Source organism: Streptomyces microflavus, assembly GCF_014650075.1.
Classification (GTDB): Bacteria; Actinomycetota; Actinomycetes; order Streptomycetales; family Streptomycetaceae; genus Streptomyces; species Streptomyces microflavus.
This window is the reverse complement of the sequence record NZ_BMUG01000021.1, coordinates 12508-29103: the sequence shown is the minus strand read 5'-3', so window position 1 is coordinate 29103 and position 16596 is coordinate 12508. Positions and strand designations below refer to the sequence as shown.

The window sequence follows — 16596 nt, the reverse complement described above, 5'->3', positions numbered from 1 at the left end:
CCCCGGACGCGCCACGGCGCCCGCTGGTGTCCGGTCGGGGACAGGCAGGCGCCGCGTTCAGTTCCGTACGCCGTTGTACGGGACGTTTCTGGGGGGGGGCTCACCCCCGGGCCGCGTGGCCCAGGGGGAACCCGGGTGGTGCTCAGACCAGCAGGGACCGGTCCGTCGGGCGGATCGGCGCGTGCAGGGCGCTGGTCCCGGTCAGGAAGCGGTCCACACCGCGGGCGGCGGAGCGGCCCTCGGCGATCGCCCAGACGATGAGCGACTGGCCGCGGCCCGCGTCACCGGCGACATAGACGCCGTCGACGTTGGTCGCGTAGTTCTCGTCACGGGCGACGTTGCCGCGCTGGTCGAGCTCCAGGCCGAACTGCTGGACCAGACCGTTGGACTGGTCGGTTCCGGTGAAGCCCATGGCGAGGGTGACGAGCTGCGCGGGGATGCGCCGCTCCGTGCCGGGCTTCTGCTCAAGCTTACCGTCCTTGAACTCGACCTCGACCAGGTGGAGCGCCGCGACGTTCCCGTCCTCGTCGCCCTCGAAGTGGGTGGTGGAGACGGAGTAGACCCGCTCGCCGCCCTCCTCGTGCGCGGAGGTGACCTTGTAGAGCATCGGGAAGGTCGGCCACGGCTGGTTGGCGTTCCGGTCCTCGCCCGGCCTGGGCATGATCTCCAGCTGGGTGACGGAGGCCGCGCCCTGGCGGTGGGCGGTGCCCACGCAGTCGGCTCCGGTGTCGCCGCCGCCGATGACGACGACGTGCTTGCCGCCGGCGTGGATCGGGGCGACCGTGAGGTCGCCCTCCTGCACCTTGTTGGCGAGCGGCAGGTACTCCATCGCGAAGTGGATGCCGCCCAGCTCGCGGCCGGGGACCGGCAGGTCGCGGGAGACGGTGGCACCGGCCGCGATGACGACCGCGTCGTAGCGGCGGCGGAGCTTGGCGGCGTCGATGTCCTTGCCGATCTCCACCTCCGTACGGAACTTGGTGCCTTCCAGGCGCATCTGCTCGATGCGGCGGTTGATGTGCGACTTCTCCATCTTGAACTCGGGGATGCCGTAGCGGAGGAGGCCCCCGATGCGGTCCGCGCGCTCGTAGACGGCGACGGTGTGGCCGGCCCGGGTCAGCTGCTGGGCGGCGGCGAGTCCCGCCGGGCCGGAGCCGATGACCGCGACGGTCTTGCCGGAGAGGCGCTCGGGCGGCTGCGGGGTGACGTCGCCGTTGTCCCACGCCTTGTCGATGATGGAGACTTCGACGTTCTTGATGGTGACGGCCGGCTGGTTGATGCCGAGCACGCACGCCGACTCGCAGGGAGCCGGGCAGAGCCGCCCGGTGAACTCCGGGAAGTTGTTCGTGGCGTGCAGCCGCTCGGAGGCGGCGGTCCAGTCCTCGCGGTAGGCGTAGTCGTTCCACTCGGGGATGAGGTTTCCGAGCGGACAGCCGTTGTGGCAGAACGGGATGCCGCAGTCCATGCAGCGACCGGCCTGCTTGCTGATGATCGGGAGCAGTGAGCCCGGAACGTAGACCTCGTTCCAGTCCTTGACGCGCTCGGCCACGGGGCGGGTCTCGGCGACCTCGCGTCCGGTGGTCAGGAAGCCCTTGGGGTCAGCCATTGGTCGCCGCCTCCATCATCTTCTCGGTGGTCTCCTGCTCGGAGAGACCGGCGAGCTCAGCGGCGTCCTTGGCGGCGAGCACTGCCTTGTACGTGGTCGGGATGATCTTGCTGAAGCGGGTCACGGCGGTGTCCCAGTCGGCCAGGAGCTTCCCGGCGACGGTGGAGCCGGTCTCCTCCTGGTGGCGGCGCACGACGTCGTGCAGCCACTGCTTGTCGGTGTCGCCGAGCTCCTCGACGGCACCGAGGTTGCCCACGTTGACGTGGTCGCGGTTCAGGTCGATGACGTACGCGACACCGCCCGACATACCGGCGGCGAAGTTCCGTCCGGTCTCGCCGAGGACGACGGCGTGGCCGCCGGTCATGTACTCGCAGCCGTGGTCGCCCACGCCTTCGGAGACGACGGTCGCACCGGAGTTGCGGACGCAGAAGCGCTCACCGGTGCGGCCGCGCAGGAAGAGCTCGCCGCCGGTCGCGCCGTAGCCGATGGTGTTGCCGGCGATGGTGGAGTACTCGGCGAGGTGGTCGGCGCCCCGGTCCGGGCGGACGACGACGCGGCCGCCGGAGAGGCCCTTGCCGACGTAGTCGTTGGCGTCGCCCTCCAGGCGGAGGGTGACCCCGCGCGGGAGGAAGGCGCCGAAGGACTGGCCGGCCGAGCCGGTGAAGGTGATGTCGATGGTGTTCTCGGGCAGGCCCGCACCGCCGAACTTCTTGGTCACCTCGTGGCCGAGCATGGTGCCGACGGTCCGGTTGATGTTGCGGATCGCGACCTGGGCCCGGACCGGCTGGGCGGCCTCGGGGCTTGTCGCGCCGAGCGCGTCGGCGGCCAGCTTGATCAGCTGGTTGTCGAGCGCCTTCGTCAGACCGTGGTCCTGCTCGACGATCCGGTGGCGGACCGCGCCCTCGGGCAGCTCGGGGACGTAGAAGAGCGGAGCCAGGTCCAGGCCCTGCGCCTTCCAGTGGGTGATTGCCCGGTCGGTGTCGAGGAGCTCGGCGTGGCCGACGGCCTCCTCGATGGTGCGGAAGCCCAGCTCGGCGAGGATCTCGCGGACCTCTTCGGCGATGAACTCGAAGAAGTTGACGATGTACTCGGCCTTGCCGGAGAACCGGTCGCGGAGCACCGGGTTCTGGGTGGCGATGCCGACCGGGCAGGTGTCCAGGTGACAGACGCGCATCATGACGCAGCCGGAGACGACGAGCGGCGCGGTCGCGAAACCGAACTCCTCGGCGCCCAGCAGCGCGGCGATGACGACGTCGCGGCCGGTCTTGAGCTGGCCGTCGGTCTGCACGACGATGCGGTCGCGCAGACCGTTGAGCAGCAGCGTCTGCTGGGTCTCGGCGAGGCCGAGCTCCCAGGGGCCGCCCGCGTGCTTGAGCGAGGTGAGCGGGGAGGCGCCCGTTCCGCCGTCGTGGCCGGAGATGAGGACGACGTCCGCGTGCGCCTTGGAGACACCGGCGGCGACCGTGCCGACACCGACCTCGGAGACCAGCTTCACGTGGATACGGGCCGCGGGGTTGGCGTTCTTGAGGTCGTGGATCAGCTGCGCGAGGTCTTCGATGGAGTAGATGTCGTGGTGCGGCGGCGGCGAGATGAGGCCGACGCCGGGCGTCGAGTGACGCGTCCTGGCGACCCACGGGTAGACCTTGTGGCCGGGCAGCTGGCCGCCCTCGCCGGGCTTGGCGCCCTGCGCCATCTTGATCTGGATGTCGTCCGCGTTGACCAGGTATTCGCTGGTCACACCGAAGCGGCCGGAGGCGACCTGCTTGATGGAGGAGCGGCGCGCCGGGTCGTAGAGGCGGTCGGGGTCCTCGCCGCCCTCGCCGGTGTTGGACTTGCCGCCGAGCTGGTTCATCGCGATGGCGAGCGTCTCGTGCGCCTCGCGGGAGATCGAGCCGTACGACATGGCGCCGGTGGAGAACCGCTTGACGATCTCGGAGGCGGGCTCGACCTCGTCGATGGAGATCGGCTCGCGGCCGGAGTCGAAGCCGAAGAGGCCGCGGAGCGTCATGAGCCGCTCGGACTGCTCGTTCACCCGCTCGGTGTACTGCTTGAAGATGTCGTAGCGACGGTTGCGGGTGGCGTGCTGGAGGCGGAAGACCGTCTCCGGGTCGAACAGGTGCGGCTCGCCCTCGCGGCGCCACTGGTACTCGCCGCCGATCTCCAGCGCGCGGTGGGAGGCCGCGATGCCGGAGGCGGGGTACGCCTTGGTGTGCCGGGCGGCGACCTCCTTGGCGACGACGTCCAGGCCGGCGCCGCCGATCTTGGTGGCGGTGCCGTTGAAGTACGTCGCGACGAAGGCCTCGTCCAGGCCGACGGCCTCGAAGACCTGGGCGCCGCGGTAGGACGCGACGGTGGAGATGCCCATCTTGGACATGACCTTCAGGACGCCCTTGCCGAGCGCGTAGATCAGGTTCCGGATGGCCTGCTCGGCGTCGATGTTCTCGATGAAGGTGCCGGCGCGGACCAGGTCCTCGACGGACTCCATGGCGAGGTACGGGTTGACCGCGGCGGCGCCGTAACCGATGAGCAGGGCGACGTGGTGGACCTCGCGGACGTCCCCGGCCTCGACCAGCAGGCCCACCTGGGTGCGCTGCTTGGTGCGGATGAGGTGGTGGTGGACGGCGGAGGTGAGCAGCAGCGAGGGGATCGGGGCGTGCTCGGCGTCGGAGTGCCGGTCGGAGAGGACGATGAGGCGGGCGCCGTCCTCTATGGCGGCGTCGACCTCGGTGCAGATCTCCTCGATCCGGGCGGCCAGGGCGTCGCCGCCGCCGCCGACCCGGTAGAGGCCGGCGAGGGTGGCGGACTTCATGCCCGGCATGTCGCCGTCGGCGTTGATGTGTATCAGCTTGGCGAGCTCGTCGTTGTCGATCACCGGGAACGGCAGCGTGACGCTGCGGGCCGCGGCGGCGGTCGGCTCCAGGATGTTGCCCTGGGGGCCGAGCGAGGAGCGCAGCGAGGTGACGAGCTCCTCGCGGATGGCGTCCAGCGGCGGGTTGGTGACCTGGGCGAAGAGCTGGGTGAAGTAGTCGAAGAGCAGCCGGGGGCGCGCGGAGAGCGCGGCGATCGGCGAGTCGGTGCCCATGGAGCCGAGGGGTTCGCCGGCGGTGCGGGCCATCGGCGCGAGGATGACGCGGAGCTCTTCCTCGGTGTAGCCGAAGGTCTGCTGGCGGCGGGTGACCGAGGCGTGGGTGTGCACGATGTGCTCACGCTCGGGCAGGTCGCTCAGCTCGATCTCGCCGGTCTCCAGCCACTCCTGGTACGGCTGCTCGGCGGCGAGGGACGCCTTGATCTCGTCGTCCTCGATGATGCGGTGCTCGGCGGTGTCGACGAGGAACATCTTGCCGGGCTGGAGGCGGCCCTTGCGGACGACCTTCGCCGGGTCGATGTCCAGGACGCCGACCTCGGAGGAGAGGACGACGAGGCCGTCGTCGGTGACCCAGTAGCGGCCGGGGCGCAGACCGTTGCGGTCGAGGACCGCGCCGACCTGGACGCCGTCGGTGAAGGTGACGCAGGCCGGGCCGTCCCAGGGCTCCATCATCGTCGCGTGGTACTGGTAGAACGCGCGCCGGGCCGGGTCCATCGAGTCGTGGTTCTCCCACGCCTCGGGAACCATCATCAGCACCGAGTGCGGCAGCGAGCGCCCGCCGAGGTGGAGCAGCTCCAGGACCTCGTCGAAGGAGGCGGAGTCGGAGGCGTCCGGGGTGCAGACGGGGAAGATCCGGTCGAGCTGCGCCTGTCCGAAGAGCTCGGAGGCGAGCTGGGACTCGCGGGCCTTCATCCAGTTGCGGTTGCCCTTGACCGTGTTGATCTCGCCGTTGTGCGCGACGAAGCGGTACGGGTGGGCCAGCGGCCAGCTCGGGAAGGTGTTGGTCGAGAAGCGGGAGTGGACCAGCGCGACCGTGGAGGCGAAGCGGCGGTCGGAGAGGTCCGGGAAGAACGGCTCCAGCTGCCCGGTGGTGAGCATGCCCTTGTAGACGATGGTGCGGGCGGAGAGCGAGGGGAAGTACACCCCGGCCTCACGCTCGGCACGCTTGCGCAGGACGAACGCCTTGCGGTCCAGGACGATGCCGGTGGACTCGCCGTCGGCGACGAAGACCTGGCGGAAGGTGGGCATGGTGGCGCGGGCGCCGTTGCCGAGGAGTGCGGGGGTGACCGGGACGTCGCGCCAGCCGAGGACCTTGAGGCCCTCCTGGGTGGCGATCTTCTCGATCGTCCGGACGGCCTCGGTGGAGTCGTCCGCGGGGAGGAAGGCGATGCCCACGGCGTAGGCGCCGGCCTCGGGAAGCTCAAAAGGGGTCTCGGCACGGAGGAAGGCGTCGGGGACCTGGCACAGGATGCCGGCGCCGTCGCCGGAGTCGGGCTCGGAGCCGGTGGCGCCTCGGTGTTCGAGGTTGCGCAGTACGGTCAGCGCCTGCTCGACCAGCTCATGGCTGGCCACACCGGTAAGAGTGGCCACGAACCCGACGCCACAGGCGTCGTGCTCGTTACGGGGGTCGTACATCCCCTGCTGGGCGGGGCGACCGTCCATGGGCGACCAGGCGTCGATACGCATCGGCTCTCCCGTCGTCGTCGTGGCATTTGCGGTGCCGAGGGACGACGTTGGCCCTCTGCGAAATTTCGTGCAGGTTACATGATGGGGCGCTTCTCAAGAAGCGGAAGGCTCGTTCCAACATACGGACACCGTGGTGACCGGAAGTGACTGGGTGACCAGAGGTGACCGGCTGAACCAGGGAGTGGGTCGCTGTCGGATGGATCGGCGCCCGGGGACCCGCAGAGAGCAGGCGTCGTTGCCTGCGGTGCCTACGGCTCATGCCCGGCGGCAAAGGAAACGAAACCACCGAGTAACGGCTACTTATGTGTAGCCCTGCATAGAGTCTCATTTTACGGCCGCCGGGCCCGTTCCGCCCAGTGGGCGGTGCCAAGACGTACGTCACACGGGTTGCCGCACCGTTAAGCCGGTCGGGCGGTTCCGTTACACCGCCCGACCGGCACCTCGCGTCAGCCGACCGCCACGCCGAACAGGGTGCCGAGACCGTACGTGAGGGCCGCCGCCGCGCCGCCGAGGGCGAGCTGCCGCAGTCCGCTGAACCACCAGCTGCGGGCCGTCACCCGGGCCACCACCGCGCCGCAGCCGAAGAGGCCGGCCAGCGCGAGGAGTACCGAGGGCCACAGGGCGCTCGCGCCGAGGAGGTAGGGCAGCACGGGCAGCAGGGCGCCGAGCGCGAAGGCGCCGAAGGAGGAGACGGCGGCGACGAGCGGGGAGGGCAGGTCGTTCGGGTCGATGCCGAGCTCTTCGCGGGCGTGGATCTCCAGCGCCTGCTCCGGGTCGCGCGAGAGCTGCCGGGCGACCTCGCCGGCCAGCGGGGCGTCGACGCCCCGGGCCTCGTAGAGGGCGGCGAGTTCGGCCATCTCGTCCTTGGGGTGCTTACGCAGCTCCCGGCGCTCGACGGCCAGCTCGGCCTCGACCAGCTCGCGCTGGGAGGCGACGGAGGTGTACTCGCCCGCCGCCATGGAGAACGCTCCCGCGGCCAGGCCCGCGAGACCGGTGATCACGATGGTCTGCTGGGAGACCGCACCGCCCGCGACACCGGTCATCAGGGCGAGGTTGGAGACCAGACCGTCCATGGCGCCGAAGACGGCGGGGCGCAGCCAGCCGCCGTTCACATCCCGGTGGGTGTGGTTGTCCCGGTGCGCCTCGTGCAGTACGGCGTCGGTCTCGATGATGGCCACGGCTCGCGTCTCCCCTGCTCCCCCGGCGGGCTGTCACCCCCGCCGAGCGGTATCCGTATAACTTTCGACAAAGTCCAAAGTACGCCGTACGGGCGACCTCCGCCACCAAGGCAGGCCTGGCTTACCACCCCTCTGACCTGCGAAGAAAGGACAGGCTCAGCTTTCCTGGCCGTCATCCGACCGGCCCCTTTATGCCCCCGTCCGGCCTCCGACCGCCCTCCGCGTGGCACAGATGCGGACAGAGCCCGGACCCGGACTCGGAATCGAGGTCGGTTCCGGACTCGGGATCGAGCTCGGCCCGGACTCGGGACCGGACTCGCCCGACGAGCGAAAGGTGACGCTATGGACACGGCCGTCGGCAAGGAACGGGCCAGGGGTGCGCTGCTGGGGCTTGCGGTCGGGGACGCGCTCGGCGCCCCGGCGGAGAATCTGCGGCCCTCCGAGATCCGCCGCCGCTGGGGGCGGATCGAGGGGTTCGTGAGCGAGGACCCGGCCGGCACCGACGACACGGAGTACGCGATCTTCTCCGGGCTGCTGCTGGCCCGGCACGGCTCCGCGCTCACCGTCTCCCATGTGGAGCGGGCCTGGCACCACTGGATCGCCGATCTGGACGAGGGGCCGTTCCGGGGGGCCGGGTTCAGTGAGCGCGGCACCCTGGAGAACCTCCGCAGGGGCCTCGCCGCACCGATCTCGGCCCAGCACCGGCACGCCTGGAGCGACGGTCTCGCAATGCGCGCGGCCCCCTTTGGGGTGTTCGCGGCGGGGCGCCCCGCCGAGGCGGCCCGGCTGGTGGCGGTGGACGGCCGGGTGAGCCACGAGGGCGAGGGGATCTACGGGGGCCAGGCGGTGGCGGCCGGGGTCGCCGCCGCGATGGTCGGCGCGGGCCTTGCCTCGGTGATCGCGGCCGCGCTGTCGGTGGTCCCGATGGATTCCTGGACGGCCCGCTCGCTGCGCCGCGCGGTGGCGGCGGCCCAGCGGCCCTACCCGGACCGGCTCACGATGGAGCGGGCGGTGCGTTCGGCGGTGGTGATCGGCGGCTACCCGTGGACGGACCTCGCGCCGGAGGCGGTGGGCCTGGCGTTCGGGGCGTTCACGGCGGCGCGCGGCGACTTCCGTACGGCGGTGCTGACGGCCGTGAACATGGGCCGCGACGCCGATACGACGGCGGCGGTGGCGGGGTCCCTGGCCGGGGCGCTGCACGGCGTGGGTGCGATCCCGCCGGAGTGGGCGGCGGCGATCGGGCCGGTGCGGGGCAGCTGCCTGCCCTCGATGCGCGGCTACCACGTGCTGGACATCGCGGACCTGCTGACGCCGGAGGGCCCGGACAGCGCGGACAGCGCTCAGGGGCGCGGCGGCGGGCGTGAGCCTTCCGTCGTACGGGACATGGCATCCGTGTCCGCGTCCGCGTCCTTCGAGCCCGTACGGGAGGACCGGCGATGACGACCCGACGCGCAACCGCCACGGAGGAACCGGTGGCGGCCACTGCACCCGGACCGGTCGGCACTTCCGCCGTCCCGGGGGCCACCGCCCCCGCCCCCTCCCGCCGCGCCCGGATCGAGGGCCTGCTGCTCGGCCTCGCCTCCGGGGACGCCGCCGGGTGGCCCGCCGCCCGGCACCGGGCGGCCCGGATGCCCGAGTGGACCCGGCGGCTCACCCGGGAGCTGGACACCTTCGCCGAGCAGAACGCCACCACCACGCTGCCCGTGCCCATCGCCCTCAACCAGCCGCCCGAGCCGCTCCGGCTCGGCCCGTCCGACGACGCCGAGTGGGCCGCCTTCGCCGCCCGTACGGTACTGGCGGCGGCCGACGACGCGGACGGCCTCTCCCCCGGCCACCGGATGCGGGACGCGGTGGACCGGGCCTGGAACGCGCTGGCCGCCACCGTCGCCGAGGCCGGCGCCCGGGCCCCCGAGGTGGAGGCGGCGGTGCTCCCGCTGCGCGCCCGGATCTCGGTACGGGCCGGGCTCGGCAACCTGGCCGCCGGGCTGCGGCCGCCCGCCACCGGGCACGACAACCCGCACTACTTCGACGACGCCGCCTGCGTACGGGCCGCCGTGCTCGCCGTGGCGCATCCGGGCGACCCGGAGGAGGCCGCGGCGCTCGCGGAGTTCGACGCGCGCTACACCCAGGACGGCGACGGGGTGCACGGGGCGCGGGCCATGGCCGCCGCCATCGCCGTGGCGCTGGCCGGGGCGGACGTCGACACGGTGGTGAACGCGGCCCTCGCCCAGCTCCCCGAGGGCACCGAGATCGCCCGCAACGCCGCACACGCGGTCCGCCTCGCCCGGGAGTTCGCGGACGAGCCGGCCGGGGCGTTCGCCCTGGTCCCGGTCCTGGAGCACCAGATCGTGGACCACGTCTACAGCTACGGGATCGCCGCCGCCGAGACCGTACCCGTCGCCCTGGCGCTGACCACCGCCGCCCGGGGCGAGATCGCCCAGGCGATCCCGGCCGCCGCCTGTCTCTCCCGGGTCGCGGACTCCGCGCCCGCCCTGGCCGGGGCCCTGACCGGGGCGATCGGCTCGGTCACCGCCGTACCGGCGGGCTGGCGTGAGGCGTGCCGGACCCTCGCGGGCTGTGCGCTGCCCCGGCTCGCGGGCACGGATCTGGTCGAACTCGCCGGGCTGCTGGCAGCCACGGAACCGGCCGCCCCGGGTGGACAATTCCGGCATGACGCCCACAACGGCCACGGCAGCCGAGCCCGCCCCCGCCCCCTCGACCCCGCAGTCCCCTCCCGGCCTCGATGAACGGATCACCCGGTCCCTCGTCGGCGCCGCCGTCGGGGACGCCCTCGGCGGCCCGGTCGAGGGCTGGACCCCCGAGCAGATCGCCGAGCGCCACGGCGGCCGGGTGACCGGGATCGTCGGCCCCTGGCACGGCGAGAACTGGCGGACCGCGCGCCCCATCGCCCCGTACCACAAGGGCGACGGGCACGTCACCGACGACACCTTGATGACCCACGCCCTGGTCCGGGTCTACGACCGCGTCCGCGACCACCTCGACGCGTACGCCGTCGCCGACCACCTCGTACCGGATCTGCTCTCCCCCCGCTGGATCCCGGAGCTGGAGGCCGAGGCGCTGCCGCTCCAGCGGATCTTCCTGGCGGAGAAGTGGATCGTGGCCCGGCTGCACTACGGGCACGTCGACCCGCGCGAGGCCGGTGCGGGCAACATCGTCAACTGCGGGGCGGCGATGTACATGGCCCCGGTCGGCCTGGTCAACGCCGGGCACCCGGAGGCCGCGTACGCCGAGGCGCTGGAGATCGCCGCGCCGCACCAGTCCTCCTACGGCCGGGAGGCCGCCGGGGTCTTCGCGGCCGCCGTCGCCGCCGCCTGCCACCCGGGGGCGACGCCGGACGCGGTGATCGACGCGGCTCTCGCGCTGGCGAAGGACGGCACCCGGTCCGCGATCGAGGCGGTCTGCGAAGTGGCCGCGCAGCACGAGGACTTCGAGGCCGCGCTCGCACCGCTGCGCGCCGCCGTCGAACCGTTCGACACCGTCGGACCCGACTACCGCTCCCCCTCCCTCGGCGCCCGCCGCCCCTCCCGGCTGCACGCCATCGAGGAACTGCCCATCGCACTGGGCATGTTGCTGGTCGGGGGCGGCGACTACCGGCGTACGGTGCTCGGTTCGGTCAACTACGGGCGGGACTGCGACTCCATCGCCACGATGAGCGGCGCGATCGCGGGCGCTCTGGGCAGTGAGGTCCCGGCGGACTGGGCGGCCACGGTCGCGGAGGCGAGCCGGCTGGATCTGCACGCCCCGGCCCGGACGCTGACGCGGGTGGCCCGGGAGGTCTTCGCCCGGGACCTGGAGCGCCGCCGGTCCCACGAAGAGGCGTTCGCCGCGCTGGCGGGTACGCGGTGAGCGTCCACCCGCCCCAGGGCCCGGGCGTCCGCCTCACCTGGGTGCAGCCCGAGGATCTGGTCGGGCACGAGCTGCGGCAGGCCGCGCAGGACGGCCGGGACGCCCGGGAGATCGAGGAGCGGTGGTACGCGGCCGGGGGCGCGCCCGCTCCGGACCGCGCGGGTGCGTCCGAGCCACCCGCGCCGCCGCGACTGCGCGAACTGGCCGGGCAGCTCCTCGATGAACTAGCCCTGCTGGAGTCACCGTTGGCCGCCGACGAGCCCACCGGGCCGGCGGAGATCATGGCCGCCTGCCCGCACTGGCCCGGCCCGCCCGAGGCCGCGGCCACCGTCGGCCGGGACCGGCTGCACGCCGCCTGGCTGGGTCGGGCGGCGGGCTGTCTGCTCGGCAAACCGGTGGAGAAGCTGCCGCTGACCGGCATTCGCGCCCTCGCACGCGCGGCCGGCAACTGGCCCCTGGCCACCTGGTTCACCGAACACGGAGTGCCCCCGGAACTGCTCGCCGCCCACCCCTGGAACCGCCGCTCGGCCCCCACCTCGCTCGCCGAGAACATCGACGGCATGCCGGAGGACGACGACCTCAACTACCCGCTGCTCACCCTGCTGTTGCTCCAACGGCACGGCCGCACCTTCACCACGGCCGACCTCGCCCGGCTCTGGCTCGACGAACTCCCGGCGGGCCGCACCTTCACCGCCGAGCGGATCGCGTACGGCAATCTCCTCGCGGGCGTCGAGCCCCCGGAGACGGCCCGCTTCCGCAACCCGTTCCGCGAGTGGATCGGCGCCCAGATCCGGGCCGACGTGCACGGCTGGACCCACCCCGGCGACCCGGCCGGAGCCGCCGCCCAGGCCCACCGCGACGCGGTCCTCACCCACACCGCCAACGGGGTCTACGGCGCGATGTTCACAGCGGCGGCGCTCGCTGTGGCGGCGGGCGGGGAGAGCGATGTGCACGGCTGCCTGGCCGCCGGGCTGCGGGTGGTGCCGCCGCACTCGCGGTACGCCCGCGCGGTCCGGCTCGGGATCGAAACAGCGCGCACGGAAGGGGAGTTCGACGCGGTGGTGGACCGGCTGCACGCCGCGTACGACTCCACCCACCACTGGGTGCACGTGCTGCCCAACGCCGCGCTGCTCGCCGCCGCCCTCACCCACGCCGACGGCGACTTCACCCGGTCGATCGGGTGCGCGGTCTCCGGCGGCTGGGACACCGACTCCAACGGGGCCACCGTGGGCTCGCTCGCCGGACTCCTCGCGGGCACCCCGACCGCCCTGCCCGACCACTGGACGGCCCCGCTGAAGAACCGCCTCGCCACCTCCGTACCCGGCTTCGACCGGACCGGCTTCGACACCCTCGCCGCACTGACCCACCAGGAGGCTCTGCGCCCATGACCCGTATCGCCGTGCTCGGCAGCACCAACATGGACCTCGTCGCCTACACCGCCCGCGCCCCGGAACGCGGGGAGACCGTCACCGGCCGGGAGTTCCGGACCATCCCCGGCGGCAAGGGCGCCAACCAGGCCGTCGCCGCCGCCCGCGCGGGCGGGGAGGTGGCGATGATCGGCGCGGTCGGCGACGACGTGTACGGCACGCAGTTGCGTGACGGCCTCGAACACGCCGGGGTGGACACCGACCTGCTGCACACCGCCGAGGGCCCCAGCGGCACCGCGCACATCGTGGTGGACGACTCCGGGTCCAACGCCATCGTGGTGATCCCCGGCGCCAACGGCACCGTCACCGCGCTCGGCCCCGGGGAGATCGCGGCGATCGCCGCCGCCGACCTGCTGCTCATGCAGCTCGAACTCCCGCTCTCCGCCGTCGTGGAGGGCGCCCGAGCAGCCAGGGCCCAGGGCGTACGGACCATCCTCACCCCCTCCCCCGTACAGCCGCTGCCCGAGGAACTCTGGGACCACATCGACCTGTTGGTCCCCAACGAGCACGAGGCCGCCGAACTCTCCGGCCAGGCCGAACCGCACGCGGCCGCGCAGATCCTGCTCCGACAGGTGCCCGAGGTGATCATCACGCTCGGTGCGAGGGGCTCCCTGTACGCGGCCCGGGGCGGCGAGCCCGTGCTGTTCGAGGCGCCCGAGGTGCGGGCCGTCGACACGACCGGGGCCGGGGACACCTTCGTCGGGGCACTGGCGGTGGCGCTCGGGGAGGGCCGTCCCGTGGCCAAGGCGCTGGCCTTCGCCTCGTCGGCCGCCGCGCTCTGCGTCCAGAAGCCCGGCGCCTCCACGTCCATGCCGTACCGCAGCGAGATCGAGGCAGCATGACCAGCACGGAAGCCGGACCCCTGACCGGGCTGAAGGTCATCGACCTCGCCACCCTCTTCGCCGGACCGCTCGCCGCCACCATGCTCGGGGACTTCGGCGCCGATGTGATCAAGGTCGAGCACCCCCGTAAACCGGACCCCTCGCGCGGGCACGGCCCCGCCAAGGACGGCATCGGGCTGTGGTGGAAGCTGCTCGGCCGCAACAAGCGCAACCTGACGCTGGACCTGTCCGCCCCGGGTGGCCGGGACGTCCTCCTCCAGCTGGCCGCCGAGACCGATGTGATCGTCGAGAACTTCCGGCCGGGGACCCTGGAGCGCTGGGGTCTCGGCCCCGAGGAGCTGCACGCCGTCAACCCGCGGCTGGTGCTGGCCCGGGTCACCGGTTTCGGGCAGTTCGGCCCGTACGCGCACCGGCCCGGGTTCGGCACGCTGGCCGAGGCGATGAGCGGGTTCGCGGCGATCACCGGGGAGCCGGACGGGCCGCCGACGCTGCCGCCGTTCGGGCTGGCCGACTCCATCGCGGCGCTGGCCACGGCGTACGCGGTGATGGCCGCGCTCGCCGGACGGGAGAAGACGGGCGAGGGGCAGGTGGTGGACCTGGCGATCATCGAGCCGATCCTGACCGTGCTGGGCCCGCAGCCGCTCTGGTACGACCAGCTCGGCTACGTCCAGCCGCGCACCGGCAACCGCTCCCGCAACAACGCGCCGCGCAACACCTACCGCACCGCCGACGGCCACTGGGTCGCGGTCTCCACCTCCGCGCAGTCCGTCGCCGAGCGGGTGATGCGGCTGGTCGGCCGCCCGGACCTGATCGACGAGCCCTGGTTCGGCGCGGGCACCACCCGGGCCGAGCACACCGAGGAGCTGGACGGGGCGGTCGGCCACTGGATCTCCCGCCACAGCCGGGAGGAAGTCCTCAACGGTTTCGAGAAGGCGGAGGCGGCCGTGGCGCCGATCCATGACGTACGGGAGGTGATGGAGGACCCGCAGTACCGGGCCCTGGGCACCCTCGCCGAGGTCGACGATCCGGAGCTGGGCCCGCTGCGGATGCAGAACGTCCTCTTCCGGCTCTCCGGGACCCCGGGCGGGATCCGGTGGGCGGGGCGCCCGCACGGCGCGGACACCGAGGAGATCCTGGCCGGGCTCGGCCTCCCGGAGACCCGGATCGCGGCGCTGCGGGACCAGGGGGCGCTGTGACCGGCCGGCCGATCCCGGGCCCGCCGCTGCCGGAGGGACCTCCTCCGCCGGTCGGCCGGCCCCCGCTGACCTGGCTGTACGTCCCCGGGGACCGACCGGAGGTGGTGGCCAAGGCGCTCGGCTGCGGGGCGGACGTGGTGATCGTCGACCTGGAGGACGCGGTCGCCCCCGACCGCAAGGAGTACGCACGCTCGGCCACCGCCGAACTCCTCGCCGACCCGCAGGCCGCCTCCCCCGATGCCGTACCGGTCCATGTCCGGGTGCACGGCGAGGACGACATCCGGGCGCTGATGGGGCTGCCGGGCCTCGCCGGTTTTCGGCTGCCCAAGATCACCCATGCCGTCTCCGTGCACCATGTGGCGGCCGTGGCCCCCGGCGTACCGCTCTACCCGCTGCTGGAGTCGGCGCTCGCCCTGGAGCACGCGTACTCGATCGCCTCGGCCGACCCCGCCGTCCGGGGCATCGCGCTGGGCGAGGCGGACCTGCGGGCCGATCTCGGCGTACGGGAGGACAGCGGGCTCGACTGGTCGCGCAGCCGGCTCGTGGTGGCGGCCCGGGCGGCCGCACTGCCGCCGCCCGCCCAGTCGGTCTTCCCGGACGTCCGCGACCTGGACGGGCTGTGGACCTCGTGCGTACGGGGGCGGGGGCTCGGGCTGCTGGGCCGGGCGGCGATCCATCCGCGTCAGCTGGAGGTGATCGAGCGGGCGTTCCGGCCGACGGACCGGGAGATCGAGGCGGCCGAGGAGATCGTCGCGGCGTCGGCGGTGGAGGCGGGGGCGCTGGCGCTGCCGGACGGCCGGTTCGTGGACGCGGCGGTGGTGGCCTCGGCCCGCCGCACACTGGCGATCGCCGGGCGGTCCTGAGGTTTCTCAGGTCCGCCCGGCGATCGGGGGAATGCGGGGGCGCCGTACTGCCGGGCGCGAGCGGTCAGCTCTTGTCGGCTGCCTCGGGGGCGGCGCTCTCGGCCGCGGTGTCCTCGGCCGGGGTGCCCGGGGTTTCGGTGTCCGCCGTGTCCTTCTTCAGCGGGTCGCCGTCCTTCTCGGTGGCGTCCGTGCCGTCCGCGTCGTCCTTCTTCGCGGCCTCGGCGTCCTTGTCCGGCTCCACGATCTCCTCGCGGCCCGGGCGGAGCTTCGCGGAGATCACGATGTAGACGACGGCGAGGACGAAGACGATGATCGCGGTCCACACGTTCAGCCGCAGGCCGAGGATGTGGTGGGCCTCGTCGACCCGCATGTACTCGATCCAGCCGCGCCCCGCGCAGTAGGCCGCGACGTACAGCGCGAACGCCCGTCCGTGGCCGAGCTTGAAGCGACGGTCGGCCCAGATGACCAGCAGCGCGACGCCGATGCACCAGAGCGACTCGTAGAGGAAGGTCGGGTGGTACGTCCCGGCGACCCGGTTCGGGCCCTCGCTGATCTCCAGCGCCCAGGGAAGGTCGGTCGGCTTGCCGTACAGCTCCTGGTTGAACCAGTTGCCCCAGCGGCCGATGGCCTGGGCGATGGCGATACCGGGGGCCAGCGCGTCCGCCCAGGCGGGCAGCGGGATACCCCGGCGGCGGCAGCCGATCCAGGCGCCGACGGCACCGAAGGCGATCGCGCCCCAGATACCGAGGCCGCCCTCCCAGATCTTGAAGGCGTCGACCCAGTTCTGGCCGTCGCTGAAGTAGAGCTGGTAGTCGGTGATCACGTGGTAGAGCCGGCCGCCGACGAGACCGAAGGGCACGGCCCAGACGGCGATGTCGGCGACGATGCCGGCTTTGCCGCCACGGGCGACCCAGCGCTTGTTGCCGATCCAGACGGCGACGAAGACACCGATGATGATGCAGAACGCGTAGCCGCGAAGCGGGATCGGGCCGAGCTCGATCACGCCGGTCGACGGGCTGGGAATGGAGGCAAGGTTCATGACGAGGTCGACGCTACCCTGCCGGGCGG

The 16596-nt window shown here is 72.8% G+C and carries 11 protein-coding genes; 7 read left to right on the top strand and 4 right to left on the bottom strand.

Annotation, left to right across the window (positions count from 1 at the left end; translation table 11 throughout):
• Nucleotides 1–142: 142 nt before the first annotated feature.
• The 3 genes from IE264_RS36845 to IE264_RS36835 all read right to left on the bottom strand — a co-directional run bounded on the left by IE264_RS36845 (nt 143) and on the right by IE264_RS36835 (nt 7333).
• Nucleotides 143–1603, bottom strand: coding sequence for a glutamate synthase subunit beta (locus IE264_RS36845; RefSeq protein ID WP_015607935.1), 1461 nt, complete (start codon nt 1601–1603; stop codon nt 143–145).
• Nucleotides 1596–6155, bottom strand: coding sequence for a glutamate synthase large subunit (gene gltB, locus IE264_RS36840; protein ID WP_032759461.1), 4560 nt, complete (start codon nt 6153–6155; stop codon nt 1596–1598). Before gltB ends, IE264_RS36845 begins: the two co-directional genes overlap by 8 nt.
• 446 nt (nt 6156–6601) lie before the next feature.
• On the bottom strand, nt 6602–7333 hold the full coding sequence (locus IE264_RS36835) for a VIT1/CCC1 transporter family protein (protein WP_015607937.1): 732 nt from the start codon (nt 7331–7333) through the stop codon (nt 6602–6604).
• A gap of 342 nt (nt 7334–7675) precedes the next feature.
• Here IE264_RS36835 and IE264_RS36830 point away from each other — a divergent pair, with 342 nt between their 5' ends.
• From IE264_RS36830 to IE264_RS36800, 7 genes are read left to right on the top strand one after another with little or no spacing between them, the layout of a single operon-like run.
• Nucleotides 7676–8773, top strand: coding sequence for an ADP-ribosylglycohydrolase family protein (locus tag IE264_RS36830; protein WP_032759462.1), 1098 nt, complete (start codon nt 7676–7678; stop codon nt 8771–8773).
• Entirely contained in the window at nt 8770–10080 is a 1311-nt protein-coding gene (locus tag IE264_RS36825) for an ADP-ribosylglycohydrolase family protein (RefSeq protein WP_032759463.1), read from the top strand. Before IE264_RS36830 ends, IE264_RS36825 begins: the two co-directional genes overlap by 4 nt.
• The gene (locus IE264_RS36820) at nt 10004–11200 is read left to right on the top strand and encodes an ADP-ribosylglycohydrolase family protein (protein WP_032759464.1); all 1197 of its coding nucleotides are present in this window, start codon (nt 10004–10006) and stop codon (nt 11198–11200) included. The genes IE264_RS36825 and IE264_RS36820 overlap by 77 nt, the downstream gene beginning before the upstream one ends.
• Nucleotides 11197–12588 carry an ADP-ribosylglycohydrolase family protein gene (locus IE264_RS36815; protein WP_032759465.1) on the top strand — a complete coding sequence of 464 codons (1392 nt, stop codon included), beginning with the start codon at nt 11197–11199 and terminating at the stop codon, nt 12586–12588. The genes IE264_RS36820 and IE264_RS36815 overlap by 4 nt, the downstream gene beginning before the upstream one ends.
• A complete protein-coding gene (gene rbsK / locus IE264_RS36810) occupies nt 12585–13469 on the top strand; it encodes a ribokinase (RefSeq protein WP_032759466.1) in 885 nt (294 codons plus the stop codon). The genes IE264_RS36815 and rbsK overlap by 4 nt, the downstream gene beginning before the upstream one ends.
• Entirely contained in the window at nt 13466–14665 is a 1200-nt protein-coding gene (locus IE264_RS36805; protein WP_015607943.1) for a CaiB/BaiF CoA transferase family protein, read from the top strand. Before rbsK ends, IE264_RS36805 begins: the two co-directional genes overlap by 4 nt.
• Entirely contained in the window at nt 14662–15528 is an 867-nt protein-coding gene (locus IE264_RS36800) for an HpcH/HpaI aldolase/citrate lyase family protein (RefSeq protein WP_032759467.1), read from the top strand. Before IE264_RS36805 ends, IE264_RS36800 begins: the two co-directional genes overlap by 4 nt.
• A 64-nt stretch (nt 15529–15592) precedes the next feature.
• On the opposite strand, the gene lgt is transcribed toward IE264_RS36800, so the two are convergent.
• On the bottom strand, nt 15593–16567 hold the full coding sequence (gene lgt, locus IE264_RS36795; RefSeq protein ID WP_032759468.1) for a prolipoprotein diacylglyceryl transferase: 975 nt from the start codon (nt 16565–16567) through the stop codon (nt 15593–15595).
• Between the last annotated feature and the right edge of the window lie 29 nt (nt 16568–16596).

What these genes read in the sequence shown, in the direction of transcription:
- IE264_RS36845 (WP_015607935.1), bottom strand. Translation starts at nt 1,603, where the DNA reads ATGGCTGACCCCAAGGGCTTCCTGACCACCGGACGCGAGGTCGCCGAG.
- gltB (WP_032759461.1), bottom strand. Translation starts at nt 6,155, where the DNA reads ATGCGTATCGACGCCTGGTCGCCCATGGACGGTCGCCCCGCCCAGCAG.
- IE264_RS36830 (WP_032759462.1), top strand. Translation starts at nt 7,676, where the DNA reads ATGGACACGGCCGTCGGCAAGGAACGGGCCAGGGGTGCGCTGCTGGGG.
- IE264_RS36825 (WP_032759463.1), top strand. Translation starts at nt 8,770, where the DNA reads ATGACGACCCGACGCGCAACCGCCACGGAGGAACCGGTGGCGGCCACT.
- IE264_RS36820 (WP_032759464.1), top strand. Translation starts at nt 10,004, where the DNA reads ATGACGCCCACAACGGCCACGGCAGCCGAGCCCGCCCCCGCCCCCTCG.
- rbsK (WP_032759466.1), top strand. Translation starts at nt 12,585, where the DNA reads ATGACCCGTATCGCCGTGCTCGGCAGCACCAACATGGACCTCGTCGCC.
- IE264_RS36805 (WP_015607943.1), top strand. Translation starts at nt 13,466, where the DNA reads ATGACCAGCACGGAAGCCGGACCCCTGACCGGGCTGAAGGTCATCGAC.
- lgt (WP_032759468.1), bottom strand. Translation starts at nt 16,567, where the DNA reads ATGAACCTTGCCTCCATTCCCAGCCCGTCGACCGGCGTGATCGAGCTC.